Here is a 21,550-nt window from a genome sequence, read left to right on the forward strand (position 1 = left end):
CGGATCACTCCGTGATCCGGACCGGTCCGTACCGGCCTGCTCCGCAGTCCTGTACGGGATCTGACGCACCCTCCGGGCGCGTCAGGGGGAGCGGTAGCGAGGGGAGGGTGTTCGTGTCGGGGGGTTGGCACGCTTCCTGGCTGCCTCCGATCGGTTTCGGTCACTTCAGGACAGAGAGTGTGCGTCACTTCCATCAAGTGGCTTAGTTCTGGGATGATGGCTGGGTTGCTCTTCCATGCCTGACTTTCGGGAGAGGAACTGTAGAGGCCTCAGTGCTATTGCCGTAAATTTCGGCGCTGGATCGATTCTGGGGTAACTCTGTATCTCCTCTCCGTCTCCGAGAATGTGAGGAATCGTGGCTCGTATGGAATTGCGTCCGCATCAGGCTGAGGCAGTCGATAACGTGGTTCGAATCCTCGGGACACCGCCCGGAGGGCGCATCCCACCGGAGGGGCTGAGGACGCAGGTTATCGCCGCTACCGGTTCCGGTAAATCCCTGATCGCCGCTGAGTCTGCCCATCGGCTTTCTGCTCACCGCGTGCTGGTTTTGGTGCCGACGCTGGATCTGCTGACGCAGATGGCCAGCGCCTGGCGCCGGGCGGGCCGGGGCGGGGCGATGATCGGGGTGTGCTCGTTGCGGGCGGAGGAGAGCCAGGGACTGCCGTGTACGACGGACCCGGACGAGCTGGTGGAGTGGATGGCGGGGTTGGAGACGGTCACCGTCTTCGCCACGTACGCGTCGGTCGGGTTGGGCATCCTGCAGCGCGCTCATGTGGCTGGCCTGGGGGTGTGGAGCCTGATGGTCGTGGACGAAGCCCACAGAACCAGTGGGGATGGCATGAAGCCGTGGGCGGCCGTGCACGACCAGACGAAGCTCCCCGCGGAGCGCCGGCTCTACATGACGGCGACGGCGCGGGTGTGGGAGGCGGAGGGTGAGCGTCCGCATCTCGTGGCGTCCATGGAGCCCGACTCCCCAGTGTTCGGGCCGGTGGCGTACAAGTTGACGCTGTCTCAGGCGATCGGCCGGGGCATCGTCGCCCCGTATCAGGTTTTGTGTCTCGACATCCGCGACCCCGACCTCTATGCAGCGTTGAGCAGTGAAGACACCGGCTCCGATGCAGTGCGCGGCGCACGGCTGGCGGCGGTGCAGACCGGGCTGATGCACGCCGCGACGCGGGAGCATTTCCGGCGGGTGCTGTCCTTCCACAGCCGGGTGCAGGAGGCCGAGGCCATGGCGGCCTCGGTGCCGGTGACTGCCCGCCGGCTCGCTGAGGCGGAGCCGGAGCGGTATCCGCCGGTGGAGCAGGTGTGGGCTGAGTGGCTGTACGGCGAGCACGCCCCCGGACATCGCCGGATGGTGCTCGAAGAATTCGCTTCCGATTTCCTCGGAGGGCCCGAATATGCGGGCCGGGATGTGCGTGCGGAGTTGCGTGTATTGAGCTCCGTTCGGGTTCTCGGTGAAGGGGTCGATACCGCCGAATGTGATGCGGTCCTTTTCTCCGATGCGCGCGGCTCGATGGTCGATATCGTGCAGATGGTTGGGCGCGCACTGCGCTTGCATCCAGACCGTGGAAAACTCGCGACATTGATCGTTCCCGTGTTTCTCGGGCCGGACGAAGATCCGAACGAAATGCTCACCTCAGACGCCTACGGGACCCTCAGTAAGATCCTTTCCGCTCTGCGATCTCATGATGCAGAGACCGTCGAAGCTCTCGCCGACCCCCGTCTGCGCAACAGTCGCCCCGCCGCCGACACGGACGACGCGGACGCCCCGGAGGGCGACGAAGAGGACGCTCAGGACGCCGACGTTGAGACCCAAGTGCCGGTGTCTGACCGGGCGTTGGGGGTGTTGCGGTTCAGCGAGGAACGGGATCCTGCGGTGTTGACGCAGTTCGTGCAGCTGCGGGTTATCGACCCGGAGAAGGCGTACTGGCGGCGCGGTATCCAGGCCGCGACGCGGTGGCTGCGCGAGACCGGCGAGAGCAGGCTGACGGTGCCGTTCACGTACGTCACGCCTGAGGACTGGGGGACGGTCGCGGGCCATCCGCTGGGCGTATGGCTGGCAGATCAACGCCGCTACTACCGGGAAGGCACGCTGGAGGCCTCGCGCGTGACGGAGCTGGAGAAGCTGGGCATGGTGTGGTCCGTGCACGCCTCCGCGTGGGAGGCCGGCCTCGACGTCGCCCGCGCCTACGCCGCCGTCCACGGTCATTGCCTGCCGTCGGCGTCGGTGGTGTACGACGGGTTCGCCTTGGGGGTGTTCATGAAAAATGCCCGTCAGTCGGCCCGGAAGGCCCGTGAGAACGCCGCACGCCGCGCGAACGGGGAAACGGACGTCTCCTATGCCGGGGAGCTCTCAGCGGAGCGCAGAGAGGCGCTGGACGAGATCGATCCCGGCTGGTGCCCGGAGTGGGACATCTCCTGGCAGCGCAACCTGCGTCTGCTCCTGGCGCATGTGAAGGCCGGCGGTGCTCTTCCGGCACGTACGGGCGAGGTCGTCGTCCAGGGCGAGGACCTCGGAGCATGGATCGCCACACAGCACGCCGTCTGGGAGACGCTGGTGCCGGCGCAGCAGTGGCTGCTGGAGAGCGTCGGCGTCGACCCGGACCAGGGCGTGCCGGTCCGGCCGGTGGTGCGGTCACAGGCTGACCGGTGGGAGACCAATCTCGCCGCCGCACGCCAGTTCCACACCCGCGAGGGCCACCTCCAGGTCCCCCGCAAGCACGTCGAGACCCTCAGCGACGGCGACGGCGACGGTGAGGGCGGGGAGGACGGCCAGACGGCCGTGAAGCTGGGCGCATGGCTCGACAACACGCGCAGAAGGGCCGCCAAGCTTAGTTCGGAACGGCGTACTGCGCTGGATGAGTTGGGCATGCGCTGGTGAGCGTGACCTCGTAGGGCCTGCTGGCGTTGCACCGGGTACGCAGTTGATGCCCGTTCCCCCGCGGATTCCTGCGAACCCCTGGAGGGCCTGCTGCCAGCGCACCGGCGGCGGGCCCTCCGTCCAGACCTCCCGGCACGCGGGTGCCTGGTCGTGCCATGCAGGACCCCGACTGCAGAGGCGGATGTACGAGGCGGGCTTGCCCCGATTTCGCTGCCGTGCCTGGACGCGCGGGGCTGGCTACTCGTCGGGATCGGCAGGCTGAATCGCCTGGATCTGACGGTCGATCCACCTGGGGGTCTTACCTGCCTCGACGGCGGCCGTCTTCCATAGCTCCAGCAGCGAGCCGACGGGGATCTCCAGCGCGCGCACCACGCTGTAGGTGATGTCCCAGCCTGAGTAGTACGCCTTGCCGCGCAAGAGTTCCGACAGCCGCGTCTTGGAGTACCTGGAGCGCCCGACGAGGTCGTCCAAGGTCGGACCGCTGGCCACGAACCGGCTGCGCACCGGTTCCAGCCAGGTACGGTGCGCGGCGCTGGCCTTCTCGTCGATCGGCACCAGGGGCCGCCCCCGGCGACGCGGAGACTCCTCAACGGGACGCTCAGCGATCTGAGACGGCGTCGCTGTGACGGCCTCAGGCTGTCGTCCGGCCTCTCGACCGGTGGACCAGGCGGTACGCCTGCGTCGGGCTTCCTGGAGGCGCTGGAACGCTTCGTAGTAGTGCTGTTGAATGGGAGGCCGTACCCGGCACACCTCCAGGAACGTCTGCCGCTCTGCGCCTGCGGGACATCGCCGCGGCCTGCCACATCACCGAACGCACCGCCCAGAGCATCGTCACCGACCTCGAACAGGCCGGCTATCTGAGCCGCGAACGCGTGGGCCGCCGCACCCAGTACACCGTCGACCTCGATGCGGCGCTGCGGCACCCGGCGGAGACCGGACTGTCCGTCCGCGCGCTTGTGGAGTTCCTCACCGGCCAGACGCACGAGAAAACCGACACGCCGACGGCGCAGTGACGCCGTCGGCCTTCTACACCTCCGCCTCGGGCCGCCGCTAATCGGGATTGAGCGGCGATTGCAGGTTGACCGCCATGGTATGTAGCAGGGGGATGTCCGGCAGGAAGACACTGATCACCATCGCGCCCGTGGTGACAACCGCCATCCAGATGCAGAAGTCGCCCACGCGGGTGAGTTCATCGTCAAGCAGGCCGAAGCCGCCCCAGGTGAGAGCCATGGCGATGAGGGAGTAGACGGCGAGCTGCCAGATGGTGTCGTGCCGTGCCTGCTGGAGGTACGCGAAGCCGTTTCCGATCACGTAGGCGGCGACCAGGCTGACGACGATCCACGCCATCAGCGCCCACGTCGGGGTGCGGTGGGCCGGCCGCCAGTCGTCGGAGTCGTGAGAGGGCGTGGAGAGGGCCGCGTAGTGGGCGCGCGGGTTTATTGCGGTGCTTTGCTTCTTGAGGCCGCCGTACTGGGCGGTCAGTTCGGAGTACTTGATGCCGAGCTCTTCATGCCGCTCCTTCAGCTCCTCATAGGCGCTGCGCAGCTGGTTGTGCTGGCTCTGGCTCTGGGTCAGGAGGGACCGGACGGAGGCGAGTTCGTTGCGTGCCTTCTTCTTCTTGTCCCGCTGCTGCTCGGTGCGTTCCTGCTCGTAGTAGAGCTGGGTGGAGGCGGTGCGGATGGTCTGCTCGAGGTGGCTGATCTGGTCGGCGTGCTGGGAGAACTGCTGGAGGTCTTGGTCGTGGAGCTGCTGGAGTTCCTGCAGGCGCAGTTCCAGGGCCGTGATCGTCTCCGATGCCTCGGCGGGTGTGTTGTCGGTGTTCAGTTCGAGGGCGGTCTCTTCCTCGAGGCGGATGAGTTGGGCTTCGAGTTGCCGGGCACGGTGGAGGGCTGCATCGCGGGTGCGTTCGGCGTCCTCGAGGTGCCGGCGGCTCTCCGCCTCCGAGCGGCTCAGCTTGTCGCGTTCCTCGGTGAGCCGGGCGATCTGCTCCCGGAGGTCTTCGAGGAGCCGGTGGTCGTCGACGGCGTTCTGGTTGAAGGTCTGCTGCAGGTTCTTCATCTGCGCGTCGAGGTCCCCGATGCGGGCGTCCTTGTCCACCACGTCCCGGGAGAGGGTCTCGACGAGGACCTGGAGGCTGTCGGCCTTGGCGACGGCCTGGCGGGCCTGCCCGCGCAGCAGATGCTTCTCGTACTCGTGGACGCTGGCGACGCGCAGGGCGTCCTCCCACAAGGCCCAGGTCTGCTCGACGACGTCGTCGGTGAGGCCGGGGGGCTGGTCGTTGAACAGGGTCTGCACGGCCGATTCCTTCGGCATGGTGCGGCCCTTGCGGTAGTTCGTCAGGGTGGCCGCCGAGATGTCGTGCCGCGTGGCGTAAGCGCGAGCGGAGAGCCCGGTCCTCTTCAGCAACAGGCGAAACCGCATCACCCAGACCCGCACCTCGGGCTTGAGATCCGGCGGTAAGTCCCGGCCGTCATCCTCTTCTTCGGTCAGGAACGTATCCGGCAGCGACGGTGCCGGAGTCATCTCCCCGCGCGGTCCGTCCTCATCCCCGTACGGCTCGTCTCCCCCGCCGGCCGTGAGCTCCGGCCATTGTTCATCCCGCATGAACACGCCCCCCGTCGAGATCGTCCCAGGGCCTTGAACACCCCCCGCTCAAGCCCCCTGAACGCTATGACCTGCACAAACATCGCTTGCGCAGCTTCCTTGAGCGGCCCCCGCAAGACCCACTCTCATCATGCGCGGCGCGCGGCCGCGCATGATGGGAGACGACCATGGCCGCCCTCTACACTCTCGCTCTTACCCTCCCCGAGCGGGGCAATCTCCTCGAACTGGTCGCACCCGGCCTCGCCATTGGTATCAGCGCCACCCTGCTCTACGCCCTCCTGCGGTTTCTGAAGTTCCTGCTGATCTACCTCGGCGTCGCCCTGCCCGCCGTCTGGTCCAGGAACAGCCAGCGCAGGAAAGACGCCCTCGCCGTCCTCAAAGTCCTCCTCCCCCTCCTCAACCGCGGCCCCCGAGGCCCCTGAGGACCACTTCCTCAGCACTGTCGTCGGCACCGAGTGTGGATCGCCAGCCAGCGAGCCGGAACGACGTTGCGCACCGGATGAATTGGGCGTGCGCTGGTGAGCGTGACCTCGTAGGCGGTCCTGATACGCAGCTGATGTCCGTCCCCCGCAGTCTTCTGCGACCCTCGGTACGCCCGCGGCGTACCGACAGCGGGCCCTCCACCCCCGGCCCATCAGATGACCGGCAGCTTGATCGTTCTTGAGTTCACCACGATGAACTCGCCCGGGATCCTGCTTGATACCAGCACAGTGACGTACAGCCAACGGTCTGAGACGTACTGGTGGCGAGCTGACCTTGGGGGTGGACGACGACACGTGACAGCTTCCGGATGAGCTGGTAGGCCTCCGGGAACGACTGAGCCCCCTCGCGGCAAAACGAGGGGGCCTGATCAGTGCCGTTGTCTTCCGGACGCGGTAGACACGGCGGCGCGATCCCGTGGGTCCACGCCACACCTCTATTGAGGGGTCAAGGGGGTGGGAGTGCAAGAGCAGAAACGGGAACTTTTCCCCAAGTGTCGCTGAGCTGCACGGTTCTGCGCCGTTGCTGCGCGTCATCGTTCCGCTTTCTTATCTCGGTCTTTTCGGAGGTCACTCGCATTCCGCATGCTGATTCCGTGACCTTGCGTGGCAGCAGCGACGCACCCAGCGACGGCATCCGCCGTATGGCAACGCCGGGACGGAACGGCCGGGGTCACACCGGACGCAGACGCGGAGGAACGATCCCGTGGGTACCACCAACCGACTCATCGTCGTCATAGCCGGCCTCACCCTGTTCACGGGGCTGGCGATCACCCTGCTGCTCCTGGGGCAGCCCGCCGCAGCGATTGCACCCATCATCATGGTCATCGTGTTGGGCGTGCGCGAGCTGCTGCAGGCCTTCGACGACAGCAACCGCCGCAGCAAGCCCAACCCGCCGGCCCCGCTCTCCCCGGCCCGCCCCGAAGTCGACCGGCCCGAGCAGGCCGCCCAGGACCCGAAGGCTGTCGAGGCCCCTGCCGTCGTCCACGAAGACGTGGACGACGAGGACGAGGGCGCCGAGGACGAGGGGCGCGCCGCATGAGCCCCAGACGTGGACCGGACCTCGGAGACATCGACGACGACGCGATCCCGGAGCATCGGGTGTGGCTGACCTCCCTGCGCGCGGCCTACTCCGAGAGCGAGCTGAGCTTCCAGGAGATCGTCGAGAAGGCCGTGTGCAGCCAGGGGCTGCATGTGTTCTCGAAGAAGGGCGGCAAGGGGAAGGTCTCCGAGCTGTTACGAGGCAAGGGACGATACCCCCGGTGGCGCCCCGTTCAGGCCGTCGCCAAGGTGCTCGCGCCGACCGAACTGTCCGTGTACGAGGAACAGTGGAAGGAGGGCGCGAAGGCCGCCGGACGCAAACCTAAATGGATCAGCGACTGCCTGCATGAGGTGCAGAGGGAACCCGGCGGCACCTGGACGGCCGCCATGAAGCGGACGGCCTTCGCCGGGGCGGGCGTCGCGATCGCGCTTGGCATGGTGTTGGGTGCGCTCGCCTCCAAGCACTTCCCGGCCGATGGCACAGAACCGGAATGCCGTCAGGGCATGGACTGCTCAAGCTCCCAGCAGCCGACTCCCACGCCGTGGCCTCATCCTCCGTATGCCGACGTGTCCGAGCCCCCGGAAGCAACGGCCGAACCGGCGACACCGACACCGACACCGACCGGGCCGTACATCACCTTCCCGCCGGCATTGATCACGCCCGACATGGTGATGGTCGCGCTCTGGGAGAGCATCCCGGTCTACGAGAAGCCGAAGCAGGGGCGGCCGGACGCGTTCACCGAACCGGGTGAGGAGTTCTACTTGAGCTGCCGGGACCAGGACTTCGACTTCTTCAACGTCGCGGGAAGCAAGTACTGGGTGAGGTGGAAGGACATGACGGACTTCGTGGACCCGGCATCCCTCTACCGTCTCAAGGTGTGCAGTGAGGCCTTGGCGCCGTCGCCGACTCCAACACCCTGACCTGCCTGCGCCCCAGCCCAGGACCGGCATCCATCACCGGGCAGGTCAGGGGCAGGGTAAGGTCCGGACGGGCCCGCACCGAACGCAGTCGGCGCGGGCCCGCTCCGCCTTTCTGGCTTCATGCGATGGCGACCGTGACCTCGCAAGGCCTGTGTCGAGAGAGCCTGTCGGCGTTGCGCAGGACACGCAGTTGATGCCCGTTCCCCCGCGGTCTTCTGCGACCCTCGGAGGGCCCGCTACGCCTCCTCGACAGCGGGCCCTCCGCCGTTCCGCGCTCTGGGCTGCCCGGTGATGCGGCGTGTGTGCCGGAGTGCGCCACCTGGCCCTGGAGAACACCAGGAAAGGCCCTGAGGGCACACCCTCAGGGCCTTCGAGCTTCTTGGCGGTCTCTTATGAGGCCGCGCCCCACATGCCGGGCATCCACGAGGCGATCTCGGGCGTCTCCATCGCCTTCAGCCGGCGCCATGTGAACACCCATACATCGAGGCTCGCCCCCTCGATGCCGCACACGCGCAGGAACGCAATGAAGCGGTCGTAGTCCGGCAGCGTCGAACTGCGCAGCATGTCGCTGATGCTGCTCCGGCGCAACCTGCCCGTGCTGCGCGACTCCAGCTCGCGCAGGGACGGCGAACCACCCCACACGTGCACTGCCCGCAGTGCCTGTACGAGTTCCGCCGGGGTCGACACGCGAATCGGATCGGGCTGGCCGAACTGCGGCACCGGCTGCGGACTCCGGCGGCGGCCCCGCAGGTTTGTCGGCCCCCCGGAATTCTGGCGCGGCGGCCGCCGACGACCGTCCGTCCCAAGGTCCGGCCGCGGCGGAAACAGCGAATCCTGGTCGTTCCAGCGGGAAGCGAACCCTGCGGCTGCCGCCTTCCACAGGTCGAGGATCTCCTGCTTCGTGCGGGGGTCCAGGGCCAGGTTGTCGATGATCTGCTGGAGCATGGACTGCTGCGGAAAGATCCTGCCCGTGAGGATCTCGCGCAGTGTTGGCGCCGGCACCTCGGTCCGGATGGAGATAGCCCTCGAGGTGAACGTGCCACCCTCATGCTCCGCGATCGCCCTCCGCAAAGCGGTGGCGAACTCGTTGCGCGCTGCTTCGGCGCTCACAGGACGTCACCCCCTCGCGGGTGGAGACGCGAGCTGAGGCGGCGGAGCCCGGCCGTGATGTCCTCGCCGAGGGCGGCGAGAGCGCCATAGACGCCGGCCGCGAACACGGCGGCCGCGACCTCGACCCAGAACCCGGCGTAGCACAGCCAGAGCAGGCCAGTCACCGCCAGACCGGCCCCGAGTACATGAAGGGCCGCGCGCCGTTCACGCAGGGCCTGGTACAGGGCGCGGAAGGCTCGGCGGAAGCCGAACCCGCGCGGGACCTTGGGCGTGACCACGCACCCCGAGGCGGCCGACTGGGGTACCCAGCCGACCGGCAGATAGCGCCAGAAAAACATAGAGAGCCCACTCCTTCGTGGATCTTCCATCCATGGCCCGGACGGATGCTGAAAGGGGAGGGGTTTCGCAGACCCCTCACGCTGCGTCACCGCTGCGCATTCCCGAGTTTGGCCTGGTTCCTCGCGCGGCACAACTCGCAACTTTTGCAAGGTCAGTTCGGACCGGACCACGCTCAACACCGTTTGCCTTGAACGCTCCTGACACCGCATAAGAACTGAAAGGCACGCAATAGCGGCAAACACTTCAAAATAGACGTCTCGAATCGTCCCGCATCTGTCCGACAGCGTCCGGCCGAAGCAGGGAGATAGTCCAAACGGGTCATGGCAAACCGCCTGGTTACTCGCCTGCGCCACGAGTCAGGTGTCCGGGAGCGTCCGATACCGTCCGGCAGCGTCCGCAGAAGACCTCTACACCCGCAATTAGGGCTTCCATTAGGAGTCGAGCCCCTCCAGATGGCCCGGACGGACTCGCGGGAATCGTGTTCGCAGCACGCTCCCACATGTGATGCACATCACGCAGCGGGCTCGCGTTCTCGAACGCGAGCCCGCTGTCGTTTCAACCCGTGATGGCACGAGGGCACTCCCCCTGGAGCTGTTCAGGCTGCGGCGGACCGCACGGAGAACCCAAGACCGGCGAACCCGTACGCGCGCGCCCTCGCGGGCCTCGATGGTCAGCACGCCTGTCTCGGCTCTCCCGTGCCCCTTCCTCCCCCCAGGCTGTGGCCGGTATCGCTGCGCAGGGCCGATCAGGGGTCAGGAGGCGCCGGAGCCGCCATCGCCGGGGTGGTCGAAGCCCTTCAGTAGCGGCCTGAGCTCCTGGGCGCAGCCGCACAACACGCACAGCCGGATGCCAGGGTGTTGTGCCGCGTCCAGGGCGCGATTCAGGTCCAGGAGCGGCGCACCGTGCGGAGCGTCCTCACAGTCCGGCGTGTGCAGGACGGAGCGGTCCGGGCCGGGATGGTCGTCGCGGAGTTTCTGCAACACCCATCCCGACGGCCGGCGCTCCCCCAGAACCTCGCGGGCCGTCGACTGCGGTGTCTTCTCCAGGCGTTCGGTGTCGACCTGGTCGTAGTCGACGCCGTCGACCGGCCGCACGTGCTCGGGGGCACGCACCCACACCCGGTACTCCACTGTCTCCACGCCGCCGTCCTCGCTGTTGCGGTACGCGGGCAGCCCGACCTGGTAGAGCCAGCCCGTCGGCGTCTGCTGGCGCATCCACAGCCGCGCGACGACTTCCTGGACCGGGGTGCCGAGCAGGGGATCGGCGGGCAGCACGACACGGACCGGCACCGCGGCCGGCGCGACAGGAGCGTCGGAGGACGGGGTCACCGCACCACCGTAAGTGCCGTTCGAGCAGGCAGAGACGCGCCGTCGGACCAGTGGCAGGGCAAAAGTCGCGCCAACGGCCTGCCCTGTCCCCTGACCAAGCATCTGACCAGCCGTGGATGGGGCAAGCCGATACATGGGCGTTTTCTCCAACTATGGGAGATCATGATGGTGAGGAGTGATCCACGATGGCAGATCCGAGTCAACCGAAGTGGCCCCCGCGCCAGGACAACAAGGCAACACCGCCGCCCCCGGGCGCCCCTGGCTGGAGCCCCCAGGATCCCTCGGGCCCGGGGAGGGCGGCTTCGACGGCGCCGCGGAACGGCTTAGGAATCGCGGCCCTGATCCTGGGCATCATCGGCCTCATCTCCGGGATCATCCCGATACTGTTCTGGATGGCGGGCATCTTGGGCATCGTGGCCCTGGTCCTGGGCATCATCGGCGCCCGCCGCGCGAACCAGGGCTACGCCACCAACCGACGGATGTCGATCACCGGCGCCATCCTCGGGGGCCTCGCCATCGTGATGTCGATCATCGGGATCGTGATCGTCGCGAACATCTTCAACGACGTCTCCAAGGAGATCAGCCCGACCAAGACCGCTGCTGCCACCACCCCAGCCTCAAGCACGGCCACCTCCGGGACCACGACACCCAGCAGCGGAGCACTCCGGTTCAACGCTACGCAGCGCTACCAGGACGGCCTGAAGGTGCAAGTATCCGCACCCCGTCCGTTCACCCCATCCGATAGCGCTGCCGGCTACACACCCGGCGACAAAGCCTCTGCCATCGACGTCACGGTGACCAACGGATCCGACAGAAGGGTCGACCTCGATCTCATCTCGATCCAAGCCAAGGACGCCAGCGGACGCTCCGCCGAGACGATCTTCGACAGCGCCAAAAACATCAACGGCCTGACCGGCACCCTGCTGCCCGGCAAGAAGTCCGTCGCCACCTACGCGTTCGATCTGCCCCAGCGCGCCTCCAGCAGCCTGGATGTAGAAGTCTCCCCCGGCTTCAACTACGAGTCAGCCGTATGGAGCGGGTCCAGCCCCTGACGCCGGAGGCACTGTAAACCCCCGACTTCCGCCTTCCTCCAGGACGCCCGCCGCCGCGGCGAGTTGTGCCGGCCACTGGACTGGATCCCCGAGGTCTACCACCCCATCGGGGGCGGCGAGGCGGTCATCCCCGACGCCCTCCTGTACTGCCGGCGTAGTCGCGCCGACGGCGACTGGTCCATGCTGCGACCTTCGTGGAGGTCGACCGGGCCACCATGGGCCCGAACAGCTCGCCGCCAAGCTGACCGCCTACGCCCGCCTGTACACCTACGTACCCCCGTGCCCGGGCGGCGTCGGCCGGCCTTCAACCAGATGCCGGAGCCGGAAGACTGGCGGCGGCGCTACCCGCTCTTCCCGCGGCTGCTGTTCGTCCTGGACAGCACCGGCCCCGCCGGCGTCGACAACCGGATCAGCGCCCTGCACGCGGCCGCCAGAGACATGACGCCGCTCGGCTTCCTGCAGCACCTACCCATCCTCGCCACCCCGCTGACCGACCTGCTCCAGCACGGCCCCTCCCACCCCGTATGGCGCGCCCCGTCCAGGACCTCGACCACAGAGTCAGCTGGAGCCAGTCCGGGACGGGTAGGGCCATCCCGCGCTGTGGTCCTGGCTGTGACCAGGCCGTGTTCGACGGGGGTGGTTCCCTCTCGATGTCTGATGACTCACCGCTTCGCGATCTCTCCCATCTGCTCACGCACCGAATCGGGCGATGTGGTGGACGGGGGCTGGACAACGGAGTGGGTGCCGTCGTGCGGGACGTTCTTAGGGGGGTTGGGGCGTGCAGGCAGGCCGGTGATCACGTCGGGCCGGTTGGCGGCCGCGGCGAGCAAGGTGCTGACCCGTCGTGCGAAGTCAGTGCCCGGTGTGGGCAGGTCCATCTCGGGCTCGCGGAGGTATCCGACGGCGACGGCGGTGGGGACGTAGGCCATGAGTTCGGTGGTCGCGGCGGAGAGGGGCCGGGCGGTGTATTTCGCGAGGTGGCGCAGGATGCGCAGGATCGTGCTGGTGGAGGTGCTGGTGATCCGGTGGTCTGCCGGATGCCACGCCTGCTGGACTTCCGGGCTGCGCTGGTCGGTTGGGGCCGCTGGCCCGGGCGTGGGTTGGACGTCGTCGGTCTGGCGATGCCACCAGTCGGCCGTGTCGCTCTCTCCCAGGGCCAGGTGGTGGAGGTAGAGGCAGTACGCGGCGGCGGCCTGCCCGGCGCCAGCGGCGTACTGCCACCAAAAGCGTGCTCCGGCATCGGTGTCGTTCAGCTGCAGGACGCAGGCGAGGATCAGGGCGCTGCGGGGTTCGGGGACCTGTTCGGTGACGAAGTCGGCGACGGCGGTGGCGGGGGTATTGGTGACGAGGGTTTCGCACAGCGCGCGCAGGTCTTCCGCGGCCGCGGTGGGCGTGCTGTCTTCGGGAGCTGCGGCCGCCGAGCGGTCGGTCGGTAGCGCGTCCGGTGCGGCGGGTGGGACGACGTCGCGGGGGATGGTGCGGTCGCGGACCAGCAAGGCCCTGGAGAGGATTTCCTCGATGCGGGTCATGCGGGGTTCCCTTCGGTCTCGGTCGGCGGGCAGATGACGCTCTCCAGGTAGTGGACGGCGTGGCGCTCGTCGGACCGCACGGCGGCCAGGGGGACACCGAGGAGGGCCGCAGCGTTGTGGGGGGCGATGCCGTACAGGCGACGCAGCACCATGACGTCGAGCTGGTGGTCGGGCAGGCGGCTCATCGCCTTGAACAACTGCAGGCTCTCGGCCATCTGGTCGATGCGGTCGGCCTGGGTGGTCAGGGACTGCAGGGCGACGGTGTCGAACGCGGCGCCGGCGAATTCGGGCCGGCCGTCCAGGTGGGGAGTCTTGGCCATGACGGTGGCGCGTAGCACGTTCCAGGCGAAGCGTCGGGCGTCGGGGCTGGATAGGGCGTCGTTCCAGCGCAGCCAGAGGATGTCGAAGGTGTCGGCGACGGCGGTGTCGCGCGGGTCGTCATCGAGGAAGGCCTGGGCGTAGAGGCGGTAGTCGTCTTCCACCGTTTCGCGGAAGGCGCGGTGGTCCAGGGGCGGGGTCGCGTGGGTGGTCACGGCGGCCTTCTCGCTGGAGCGCTCGATCCAGTCGCGGGTCTTGTGAGCTTCGAGCGCGGCCTGCCGCCAGAGCCGGTGAAGGGGCCAGTAAGGCAGGTTCAGTTCGATAGCCAGGGAGTAGATGATCTCCCATCGCGGATACAGTCCGGTGCCGCGCAGCAGTTCGGAGATCTTCGACTTGGCCAGGCGGACCCGGACGCTGAGCTCGCTCAGCGTCAGCCCGCTCGTCAGGTAGGTCTCGCGCATCGGGTCCAGCCAGGCGCGGTGGGCGCTGCCCACGCTGTCGGCGATCGGCCCGAGTTTGCGGCCGGGACGGGTGGGCGGCCTCGGAGCCGGTGCGGGTGGCTCATAGGGTGTCGTCACGGGGCGCCGTCCTCCTGATCAGGGACGGCCGCGATGCCGGGTCCCGGGGCCGGCGCGGTACGCGGACGGACCGTGCGAACGATCTGGTGCACCGTCAGCCCTAGGGCGGGGGCCAGGGATGCGATCGCGGCCACCTGGCCCATGGCCACCATGATCGCGCTCCAGAGGAACACCGCCACGGTCACGGTGATGATCACTATCTGCGTGCGTTCCATGCAGACTCCTTTGATGTCGGCCGTTGCCCGCGCGGCCCATCCGGAGACCGCGGGGGATCCCCGGAGCGCGGGTGCCGAGCCGTCTCCGGGGAGGCCAACCAGCATGGCCACAGAGGCAGTTGTTACACCACGTGATCAAGAAATCACGGAACAATGACAGTCACCTGATGGCATCCGGCGAACGCTGATGACCGTTCAGGAACGGGAAACACACAGCTCGCAGCGCCTGCAGGTGGAAGTTCCCGGTTTTCCTTGCAATCGGGGCCCCTACCCCCGTCAATGGAGGCAGGACACCGATGGTGTCGGCCTTCCATCCGGAAGGGCCCGCCCCCGTGCCGAAGAATTCTGGGGGCGAGCGTCACCGCTCTCGCCTGGCCGCTGTTGGAGGCCAGGCGAGAGCGAACGGTCCACCGGACACCAGGACCGTAGCCCAGGGCACTGACACTCCCCCAGAGGCGCCCACAGCCCGGACCGGTCGTCAGGAGTCGTTCTGGCCCACGTTGAGACTCACCCGCACGTCGGTGCTCGTACAGGCGCTTCAAAGAGCGGCCGCCTACCGGTAGCGGGGAGTCCCGCACAGCACCGTGACATGATCGTCTTCCTGCGGCGGGCCGGCCTGGACCTGGGCGAGCCGCCCTCGCCCGCCGCCGACGCTGAACCGGCGGAGCCCGGCGGGAATCTTTAGGGGAGCGGGCGGGCGGCGGGCTCGTCCGGGGTGTCGGTGAGGGTGATGCGGGCAGTGATGCGTTTACCGACCGCCTCCCGCACGGCTTCCACGCTGTGGGCGATGGCCGTCACGATCTCCAGGCCGTGCTGTCCCACTCGGTCGGCGTCGGCAGCCCGGACAACCGGCAGCACGGGATCGCAGTCCCACACCTCCACCTCCACCTCCGCACGCGTGGCGCGCAGCTGAAGCAGCACCGGGCCCGGCGCGTACTTGTAGGCATTGGTGACCAGCTCACTGACCACCAGCTGCGTCAGATCCAGCACCCGGGCCGAGACGACCAGCTCGTGCCCGGTTGCGGCCCGGGCGAGGAAGTCGGCTGCCAGGTGACGGGCCCGGGCGATACACGCACCGTCCCCCTCCAGCGCGACGGACCTCTGCAGGACGCATCCCGGCGGCGCGGTACAGCCGTCGCCCGCTGGTCCGTCGTCCATCAGGCCCTCTTCGCTCCCCGTTTCACACCCGTTGCGTACCCTCGCACGCGGGGATGATGACGCCCGGCGTCTTTCGATGGTTGCGCCACCCACAGGCCCTGCCCGTAGCCTGGGGCCACTTCAGATCAAGGGCCCGGGTACGTCACCGGCATGGGTGGGGAACAGCGACGGGTACAAAGCCAATCGACTCATCCGGCCGGCTCTCGGTCGTCTCCACCCACGCCGACGGCATCCTTGTGCTCTCCCTGACCGGAGAGATCGACCACGACACCGGTCTGGTCCTCCGCCAGGCCCTCAGCAGCGGCGACACCCGCATCGTGGTCGACCTGAGCCAGGTCACCTTCCTGGACTCCACCGGCATCAACATCCTCATCGCCGCCCACAACACCCTCGCTCAGGCGGGCGGCTGGCTGCGCCTGGCCGCCGCCACCGGCCCCGTCCTGCGCACCCTGCAGATCGTCGGCGTCGACGCCGTCATCGACTGCCGCGACACCCTCCGCCAAGCCCTCTCCATCTGACGGCCGCCACCCGGCCGACCAGGCGCTGATGTCTGGTACGCACGAGGTGCCGCAGCCTGACTCGGGGGGGGTGACTGCGGCACCCGTGCCAGCCCACCACAGAGCGGGGAAGACCGCCCCCGGGCTGAGTTCCCTGCTGCCCGGTGCGGGCGCCGCCATACTGCGCTGAACGGGTGATAGTCCCTGCCCACGGCTTCCTGAGATGCCGGCCTAGCCGCGGCCCGTCCAGAGACCGTCGGGGTCCTGCAGGGTGGTGCGGAACCGGTCGATCGTGGCCCGCACCTGCGTCGCCTCGCCCCACTCTGCGCCGTACTCCCCCGCAGGCAGACGCCCGTGGCACACGAACTGCTCGGCCACCGCGGCCACGTCCTCCGGTGCCGCGTACACCCGGTGCAGCACCGTCAGCGGACGGCTTGCGCCGGCGCGGGGGTGGAGGCCGTGCAGGGAGTAGGCCCAGCCGGTGTCCTCGTCCCAGTCGAAGCGGATCCCGCCGGTGCGGGCGGCGGTGCGGCTGGTGTCCCACCCGAGCACGATGAACAGCCGGTCCCCGAACCGCGGATGGCAGTAGTCGGCCCGGACGGTGCCCGGCGGGATGCCGTGCCGGGTGAGGGCGTCGTCGACGGCCTGGAGGTAGGGCCAGTGCGGCAGTTGGTGGGCCGGTCCGAGGCTTGGCGGGTTGAGGCTCACGGCCGTCCTCCGCGACTGGCTCGCCGGGTCATGAGGCGCGGCGGAAGACGGCGGCGGGACCGATGACGCCGGGGCCGAACTTGTCGCGGACGCGGTCGATGGCCGCTTCGGCGACCAGCCGGGCCTCGCGGGCGCCGTCCAGGCTGATCTGCCGGGCCACCTGGCCGGCATCGATGAGGTCCTCGCCCCGCAGGGTGAGCGCGGTCAGCCGGCCGCGTTGCAGGCCGGCGGCGTCCATCAGCTGGTAGGCGAGCAGGCGCAGGTCGTCGTCGTGCGCGGACGGCTCGACAAGGCGGCGCGACTTCTCCCAGCGGCCGTTTCCCGCGAAGGTGAGCGTGAGCGTCACGGCGCGGGCTGCCTGTTCACGTCGTCGCAGCTGCTGCCCGAGGCGGATGACCAGCTCGAGCAGGGCGGCGCGGACGTCGGCGCCGTCCAGGGTGTGCCGGTGGAAGGCGTGGCGGATGGTTGCGGTGGCGGGCAGGGCGCGGGGGACGACGGGGCGTGGGTCGATGCCGCGGGCCCGGTCGGCTGCCGTGCGGCCGGCGCGGCCGCCCAGCAGGCGCTGGATCGTGGCGGCCGAGACACTGGCGAGCAGGCCGACGTAGTGGATGCCGTACTCCCGCAGCACCTCAGCCTGCCGGGGCCCGATGCCGTGCAGGGCGTCGACCGGCAGCTGTCCCAGCCATGCGGCCACATCGTCGGGGTCGACGGCCAGGACGCCGCCGGGGGCGGGGATCTGCGCGGAGGCGGTGGCCGCGACGGTGATCGAGGGGCCGACGCCGACGCGGACGTCGACGCCCAGGCGCGAGAGGGCCCGGACCCGCAGGACCTCCCCCAACCGGTGGGCGTCCGCACCGTGGTAGCGCAGGGCGCCCTTCAGTTCCACCAGCGCCGCGGCGGGCAGCAGGGCCTGCACCACCGGGGACAGCTCCGCCAACAACTCCAGGACCTGCCGGTAGACGTCCTCCGGCAGCCGGTCCGGGCACCGCACGTGCATCACCGTCGACACCCCAGGTGCCTCTCGGCCCGTCGTCATGGCCTCACCTCCCACACCCCACGTTATCGAACATAAAATCGAACACGCGAGGGGTGCAGCGGTGGATCATGAGCATAGAATCAAAAACATGTTCGATGACCTGCCGCCCGACCTCGATCGTCTCCAGGTGCTGCGCACCTGGCATCTGCTGTGGGTGCGGCGCATCGACGCGAAGATCGAGGCGCTGGTGAAGCGGCAGGCCGAAGCCGAGCGCGGCCGCCGCGAGCGGCCGCTCCCGCCGGAGTGGATCGTCGAACTCGGCATCGGCACCGGACGGCCCCCCGTCCAGGTGCACGCCGGCGACTGCCACATGGCGGGCAAGCGCCGCCGGGCCATCAGCCGCGACGAGGCCCGCCGCCTGCTCGCCACCGGCCTGCGCGCCTGCACCCACTGCGCCCCCGACACGCACCTGAACATCCTCGACTTACCCGCGGGACGGCCGCACCCGGACGTCTCCGGTGGCGGTCGAACAGCCGTGCCAGGCCGCCCCCTATCCTGCCGAACGGGCGATGTGTGCTGATCGCCTAGAACAGGACGTTTTCCGATGACGACTCCCCCGCCCCCGATCAGCGAGCCCGACCCCTCCGCCCTGGTCTGCCCCGGCGACAAGGTCGGCCCCTGCGCCGTCTGTCAGCGCAAGACCCACAAATACGGCCCCGGCGGCAGCCCCCTGTGCCAGTGGTGCGCGGCACCCGTGCTGGAGAAGTGGGGACCGGGCGTGCGGCACACCAGCACCCGCACCTGACTCCACACGGCCTCTCCCGCTGCCCCGACCGGCACGGTGCCCGGACGGGTGAAGGCCGCTCGATCCCAGAACCTTCACCGGCGCCGACTCGTAAGGTCGTCTATGAGACCGATCAACGACGCGCACGTGGCGGAGCCGGGACTAGCCGTGGTGGAGATCGCCGCGGCCGATGACGCGACCGCCTTCGCCATCCAGGAAATGCTCGCCGCGCGGTGCGCGATCGCGCCGGCGGACCGCACGATCCGCGAGCCCGGCGAGCCGGGTGTCCGACTCCGCTGCTTCCTGGACGTACGCCAGCACCCCGACGTGTAACGCGAGCCCCGTATCGCCGGCCCCGCTTCCCGGGGACAACGCCGTGGCCCCGAGCCGAGGGCTCGGGGCCACGTACGTGCGGTGGAGGTGAAGGGCGGTCGCCTACGCGGCGAAAGGCAATGCAGGGCTTCAGCCGAACGATCGTCCCTGCATGCAATAGGTGAGGCCCGGGGACACAGTCACCTTCACTCCCACGCCCTCCACAACAGCCCTGGCCCGTAAGACATTCCCGCCTTGCCGGTCGGCCGATGCGCCGGGGTCAGGCGCTGCGCGGCTTGCGGCCGGCGGTCTTCTTCGTCGTCTTCTTGGCGGTGGTCGTCTTCTTGGCGGTCTCGGCCGCGGTCTTCTTGGCCGGCGTCTTCCTCGCCGCGCTCTTCTTGGCCCGCGGCAGCTCGTGGACGTCGGCGTCAGCGGCCTCGCCACGGGAGGAACGCGCCTTGTCAACCGACTCCTGCAGAGCGGACATCAGGTCCAGCACCTGCCCCGGCTGCTCCTGCTCCTGAGGGGCCTCGGGCAGCGGCTGGCGCTCCCGCTTCGCCTCGATCACCTGCGCCAGGGCCTCGGTATAAGTGTCCTGGAACTCCTCCCCCTCCAGGTCCTCCCGCGCCATCGTGTCCATCAGCACCAAAGCGCCCTCGATCTCGCCCTCGTCCACCTCCACCGGCGGCGGGAAGAGCTCCGACGGGTCCCGGATCTCGTCCGGCCAGCGCATCGCATGCAGCACCAGCGCACCCTCCAGCGCCCGCACCAGACCGAGGCGCTCACGGCCGCTCCAGGCGTACTTGGCGACCGCCACCTTCGACGACCTGCCCAAGGCTTGCACCAGCAGCTTGTACGGCTTCGCCGCCACCGCCCCGTCCGGCGTCAGGTAGTAACCCTCGCCGATCTGGATCGGGTCGACCGACTCCAGCGGCACGAACGCGGCGATCTCGATCGCCTTCGCCGTAGGCAGCGGCAGATTGCTCAGCTCGGCGTCGCTGATCGGGACGACCTGATCCTTCGCGTACTCGTAGCCCTTGCCGATCTCCGCATTGGCGACCTCACGGTCCTCCAACTCACAGATCTTCTTCACCCGCACCCGACCCATGTCCTCCAGGTGGTACTGGTGAAAGCGCACCGAGTGATCCTCGGTCGCGCTCACCACATGGATGGGTACCGTGACCAAGCCGAAGCTGATCGCACCAGACCAGATCGTTCGGGGCATGGCAGACCTCCGCAGTATGCCCCGAGCCCTCTCAGCCTAACAGCGTGGCCAGGCACCCTTGGGGTGGCCGCCCGACACTGCGGCGTCGGTGCTGCATCCGGCCGGGGCCGGTGCAGCACCGAGAGCGGGTGACGTCGTCTTGGTGCTCAACAGACTCCGCCCCGTCTGCCAGATAGCGGTTAGGGCTTTCGGGTGAGGATCGTTGTTGCGGACGTCAGACCTGAGGTCGCTATGACGCCAGCCGTAGCTGCCGCCGCAGGCTGGTCCGGAGCCAGAACCACAGTCAAAACCGCGCAGGCCAAAGCCCCAACGGCAATTGCCGTCGCGACAACGATCACCCATCGTGAACTCGATACTTCCGGCCTGCGCGCGCGGATGGGAGAAGAGCGAGAAGCGCCCATAGCCACTCCAGGTGAGAGAGGGAAGCGCCGGTGGCAGCCGGCTGTAGCCCCTATTTACCCAATTGAGCGACCGGCGTAATCAATTCCGGTTACATACCGTACGAGACCAAAGTGTCAGCGGTCCCCGCACGGGCTGAGGCCGTGACGGGCCGCCCGACGGCTGATTGTGCGGCTAGTCCAGTCAGTCAAGGGCGCCTCGGCGCTTCGCGTTGGTCTCGCGGCCACCCTGGACAGCCTGAACGGCGGTCTGGTTATCGGGCGGCCCGGGAACCTCTGGCGCTCTGGGGATCTCGACGCATGGTCACCGTCCCCAGGTCCTCGACGGTTGCGGCGTCAGCGTCCCCCTGCCCCATTACGTGGCGTTCGAAGTGGGGATTTACTGACTGTCGAAAACCAAACACGCCAACTTTTCCTCACTTGAGGGTGGGTTGCACGTTAAGGGATCAAGCAGCCAGGGCAGAACCAGTTCGAAGCAATCAGTCCAATTGGACTCTCACCTGGTCATTGCCCTCCACTGATGAGGGGGAACCGAGTGAGGGCAGGGAAGCGCAACGGCGGACCAACCTGTGGCAGCAGGCCGCCGCAACCGGTAAGCGACCATGACCCCCGAGCCGAACAGGCCGGGGTCATAGGTATGGGCGCACGCGGGTCGCTTCGTCGGCGGTCTGGCGCCGACTGCCGCGGTACCCGAGGTAGGAGACGCCGAAGGTGCCAGCGAGACAGAGCGCAGCGGTGAGGATGACCGGCCATTGATCGCTCATGGCGCGCTCGCGGCCCGAAACGTGCTCGGAAGGCGGGCTCTCTGCACTCCCGCCACCCTCTGCCAAGTGTTGATGACCTCTGCTTTCGCAGCGTTGAGTTTCGTGGTGTCCCAGCCGTATTGGGTGAAGAGACGCTGGAGTGTTGCGATTACGGCGAGAGGGGCTCCTCCGCAGCGGAGGGCAGTGTCTTTCGGACTCGTCTGCATCGTCACCGCGGCATCCCCATGAGCAGGGTTAGCCTCGATCTTTCGTGAGGGGCCGTCAGCTTACTGACGGCCCCTCTTCGGTTTTGTTGTGCGGGTGTTTTCGGTGTCCGGGCAGGGCGGGGGC

At 68.3% G+C, this 21,550-nt stretch carries 22 protein-coding genes; 10 read left to right on the plus strand and 12 right to left on the minus strand.

Translation table 11 applies throughout. The features are described 5' to 3' along the window. Positions 1-364: 364 nt before the first annotated feature. Complete coding sequence (locus tag ABZZ74_RS47735; RefSeq protein ID WP_356950393.1) at positions 365-2,884, plus strand: Helicase associated domain protein; 2,520 nt, start codon at positions 365-367, stop codon at positions 2,882-2,884. Positions 2,885-3,121: 237 nt separating this feature from the next. On the opposite strand, the gene ABZZ74_RS47740 is transcribed toward ABZZ74_RS47735, so the two are convergent. Then, complete coding sequence (locus ABZZ74_RS47740) at positions 3,122-3,439, minus strand: hypothetical protein (RefSeq protein WP_356950394.1); 318 nt, start codon at positions 3,437-3,439, stop codon at positions 3,122-3,124. 317 nt (positions 3,440-3,756) lie between these two features. On the opposite strand from ABZZ74_RS47740, the gene ABZZ74_RS47745 reads away from it, so the two are divergent. Then, positions 3,757-3,897 (plus strand): hypothetical protein, encoded by a 141-nt coding sequence (locus tag ABZZ74_RS47745; protein WP_356950395.1) that lies wholly within the window; start codon positions 3,757-3,759, stop codon positions 3,895-3,897. Between the two features lie 37 nt (positions 3,898-3,934). On the opposite strand, the gene ABZZ74_RS47750 is transcribed toward ABZZ74_RS47745, so the two are convergent. After that, the gene (locus ABZZ74_RS47750; protein WP_356950396.1) at positions 3,935-5,488 is read right to left on the minus strand and encodes a hypothetical protein; all 1,554 of its coding nucleotides are present in this window, start codon (positions 5,486-5,488) and stop codon (positions 3,935-3,937) included. Positions 5,489-5,655: 167 nt separating this feature from the next. Between ABZZ74_RS47750 and ABZZ74_RS47755 the strand changes: the two genes are divergently transcribed. The 3 genes from ABZZ74_RS47755 to ABZZ74_RS47765 all read left to right on the plus strand — a co-directional run bounded on the left by ABZZ74_RS47755 (position 5,656) and on the right by ABZZ74_RS47765 (position 7,929). Beyond that, positions 5,656-5,910 (plus strand): hypothetical protein, encoded by a 255-nt coding sequence (locus ABZZ74_RS47755; RefSeq protein WP_356950397.1) that lies wholly within the window; start codon positions 5,656-5,658, stop codon positions 5,908-5,910. Between the two features lie 763 nt (positions 5,911-6,673). Next, the gene (locus ABZZ74_RS47760; protein WP_356950398.1) at positions 6,674-7,009 is read left to right on the plus strand and encodes a hypothetical protein; all 336 of its coding nucleotides are present in this window, start codon (positions 6,674-6,676) and stop codon (positions 7,007-7,009) included. Beyond that, positions 7,006-7,929 (plus strand): hypothetical protein, encoded by a 924-nt coding sequence (locus ABZZ74_RS47765; protein WP_356950399.1) that lies wholly within the window; start codon positions 7,006-7,008, stop codon positions 7,927-7,929. The genes ABZZ74_RS47760 and ABZZ74_RS47765 overlap by 4 nt, the downstream gene beginning before the upstream one ends. 390 nt (positions 7,930-8,319) lie before the next feature. Here the strand turns inward: ABZZ74_RS47765 and ABZZ74_RS47770 are convergent, their stop codons facing one another. The 3 genes from ABZZ74_RS47770 to ABZZ74_RS47780 all read right to left on the minus strand — a co-directional run bounded on the left by ABZZ74_RS47770 (position 8,320) and on the right by ABZZ74_RS47780 (position 10,667). Beyond that, positions 8,320-9,039: a hypothetical protein gene (locus ABZZ74_RS47770; protein ID WP_356950400.1), complete on the minus strand. Its 720-nt coding sequence runs from the start codon at positions 9,037-9,039 to the stop codon at positions 8,320-8,322. Continuing rightward, entirely contained in the window at positions 9,036-9,377 is a 342-nt protein-coding gene (locus ABZZ74_RS47775; RefSeq protein WP_356950401.1) for a hypothetical protein, read from the minus strand. Before ABZZ74_RS47775 ends, ABZZ74_RS47770 begins: the two co-directional genes overlap by 4 nt. A 753-nt stretch (positions 9,378-10,130) precedes the next feature. Then, positions 10,131-10,667 (minus strand): DUF6233 domain-containing protein, encoded by a 537-nt coding sequence (locus tag ABZZ74_RS47780; RefSeq protein ID WP_356950413.1) that lies wholly within the window; start codon positions 10,665-10,667, stop codon positions 10,131-10,133. Positions 10,668-11,098: 431 nt separating this feature from the next. Here ABZZ74_RS47780 and ABZZ74_RS47785 point away from each other — a divergent pair, with 431 nt between their 5' ends. Beyond that, positions 11,099-11,758 (plus strand): DUF4190 domain-containing protein, encoded by a 660-nt coding sequence (locus tag ABZZ74_RS47785; protein ID WP_356950402.1) that lies wholly within the window; start codon positions 11,099-11,101, stop codon positions 11,756-11,758. A gap of 662 nt (positions 11,759-12,420) precedes the next feature. On the opposite strand, the gene ABZZ74_RS47790 is transcribed toward ABZZ74_RS47785, so the two are convergent. From ABZZ74_RS47790 to ABZZ74_RS47805, 4 genes are all read right to left on the minus strand, one after another. Further along, complete coding sequence (locus tag ABZZ74_RS47790; RefSeq protein ID WP_356950403.1) at positions 12,421-13,287, minus strand: hypothetical protein; 867 nt, start codon at positions 13,285-13,287, stop codon at positions 12,421-12,423. Then, positions 13,284-14,183 (minus strand): sigma-70 family RNA polymerase sigma factor, encoded by a 900-nt coding sequence (locus ABZZ74_RS47795; protein ID WP_356950404.1) that lies wholly within the window; start codon positions 14,181-14,183, stop codon positions 13,284-13,286. The genes ABZZ74_RS47790 and ABZZ74_RS47795 overlap by 4 nt, the downstream gene beginning before the upstream one ends. Continuing rightward, positions 14,180-14,398: a hypothetical protein gene (locus tag ABZZ74_RS47800; protein WP_356950405.1), complete on the minus strand. Its 219-nt coding sequence runs from the start codon at positions 14,396-14,398 to the stop codon at positions 14,180-14,182. The genes ABZZ74_RS47795 and ABZZ74_RS47800 overlap by 4 nt, the downstream gene beginning before the upstream one ends. A gap of 681 nt (positions 14,399-15,079) precedes the next feature. Continuing rightward, complete coding sequence (locus tag ABZZ74_RS47805; protein WP_356950406.1) at positions 15,080-15,556, minus strand: ATP-binding protein; 477 nt, start codon at positions 15,554-15,556, stop codon at positions 15,080-15,082. 182 nt (positions 15,557-15,738) lie between these two features. On the opposite strand from ABZZ74_RS47805, the gene ABZZ74_RS47810 reads away from it, so the two are divergent. Beyond that, a complete protein-coding gene (locus tag ABZZ74_RS47810; RefSeq protein WP_356950414.1) occupies positions 15,739-16,074 on the plus strand; it encodes an STAS domain-containing protein in 336 nt (111 codons plus the stop codon). A gap of 210 nt (positions 16,075-16,284) precedes the next feature. On the opposite strand, the gene ABZZ74_RS47815 is transcribed toward ABZZ74_RS47810, so the two are convergent. Further along, positions 16,285-16,761: a hypothetical protein gene (locus tag ABZZ74_RS47815; RefSeq protein WP_356950407.1), complete on the minus strand. Its 477-nt coding sequence runs from the start codon at positions 16,759-16,761 to the stop codon at positions 16,285-16,287. A gap of 28 nt (positions 16,762-16,789) precedes the next feature. Next, the gene (locus ABZZ74_RS47820; RefSeq protein WP_356950408.1) at positions 16,790-17,797 is read right to left on the minus strand and encodes a hypothetical protein; all 1,008 of its coding nucleotides are present in this window, start codon (positions 17,795-17,797) and stop codon (positions 16,790-16,792) included. Between the two features lie 88 nt (positions 17,798-17,885). Between ABZZ74_RS47820 and ABZZ74_RS47825 the strand changes: the two genes are divergently transcribed. The 3 genes from ABZZ74_RS47825 to ABZZ74_RS47835 all read left to right on the plus strand — a co-directional run bounded on the left by ABZZ74_RS47825 (position 17,886) and on the right by ABZZ74_RS47835 (position 18,854). Then, a complete protein-coding gene (locus ABZZ74_RS47825) occupies positions 17,886-18,317 on the plus strand; it encodes a DUF6233 domain-containing protein (protein ID WP_356950409.1) in 432 nt (143 codons plus the stop codon). Between the two features lie 24 nt (positions 18,318-18,341). Then, positions 18,342-18,542, plus strand: a complete 201-nt coding sequence (locus ABZZ74_RS47830) for a hypothetical protein (RefSeq protein ID WP_356950410.1) — start codon at positions 18,342-18,344, stop codon at positions 18,540-18,542. A 102-nt stretch (positions 18,543-18,644) separates the two neighbouring features. Next, positions 18,645-18,854 (plus strand): DUF6207 family protein, encoded by a 210-nt coding sequence (locus ABZZ74_RS47835; protein ID WP_356950411.1) that lies wholly within the window; start codon positions 18,645-18,647, stop codon positions 18,852-18,854. A gap of 259 nt (positions 18,855-19,113) precedes the next feature. On the opposite strand, the gene ABZZ74_RS47840 is transcribed toward ABZZ74_RS47835, so the two are convergent. Next, positions 19,114-20,058 carry a Ku protein gene (locus ABZZ74_RS47840; protein WP_356950412.1) on the minus strand — a complete coding sequence of 315 codons (945 nt, stop codon included), beginning with the start codon at positions 20,056-20,058 and terminating at the stop codon, positions 19,114-19,116. Positions 20,059-21,550 lie beyond the last annotated feature (1,492 nt).

It is taken from the genome of Streptomyces sp. NPDC006476, assembly GCF_040612015.1.
Lineage (GTDB): Bacteria > Actinomycetota > Actinomycetes > Streptomycetales > Streptomycetaceae > Streptomyces > Streptomyces griseorubiginosus_B.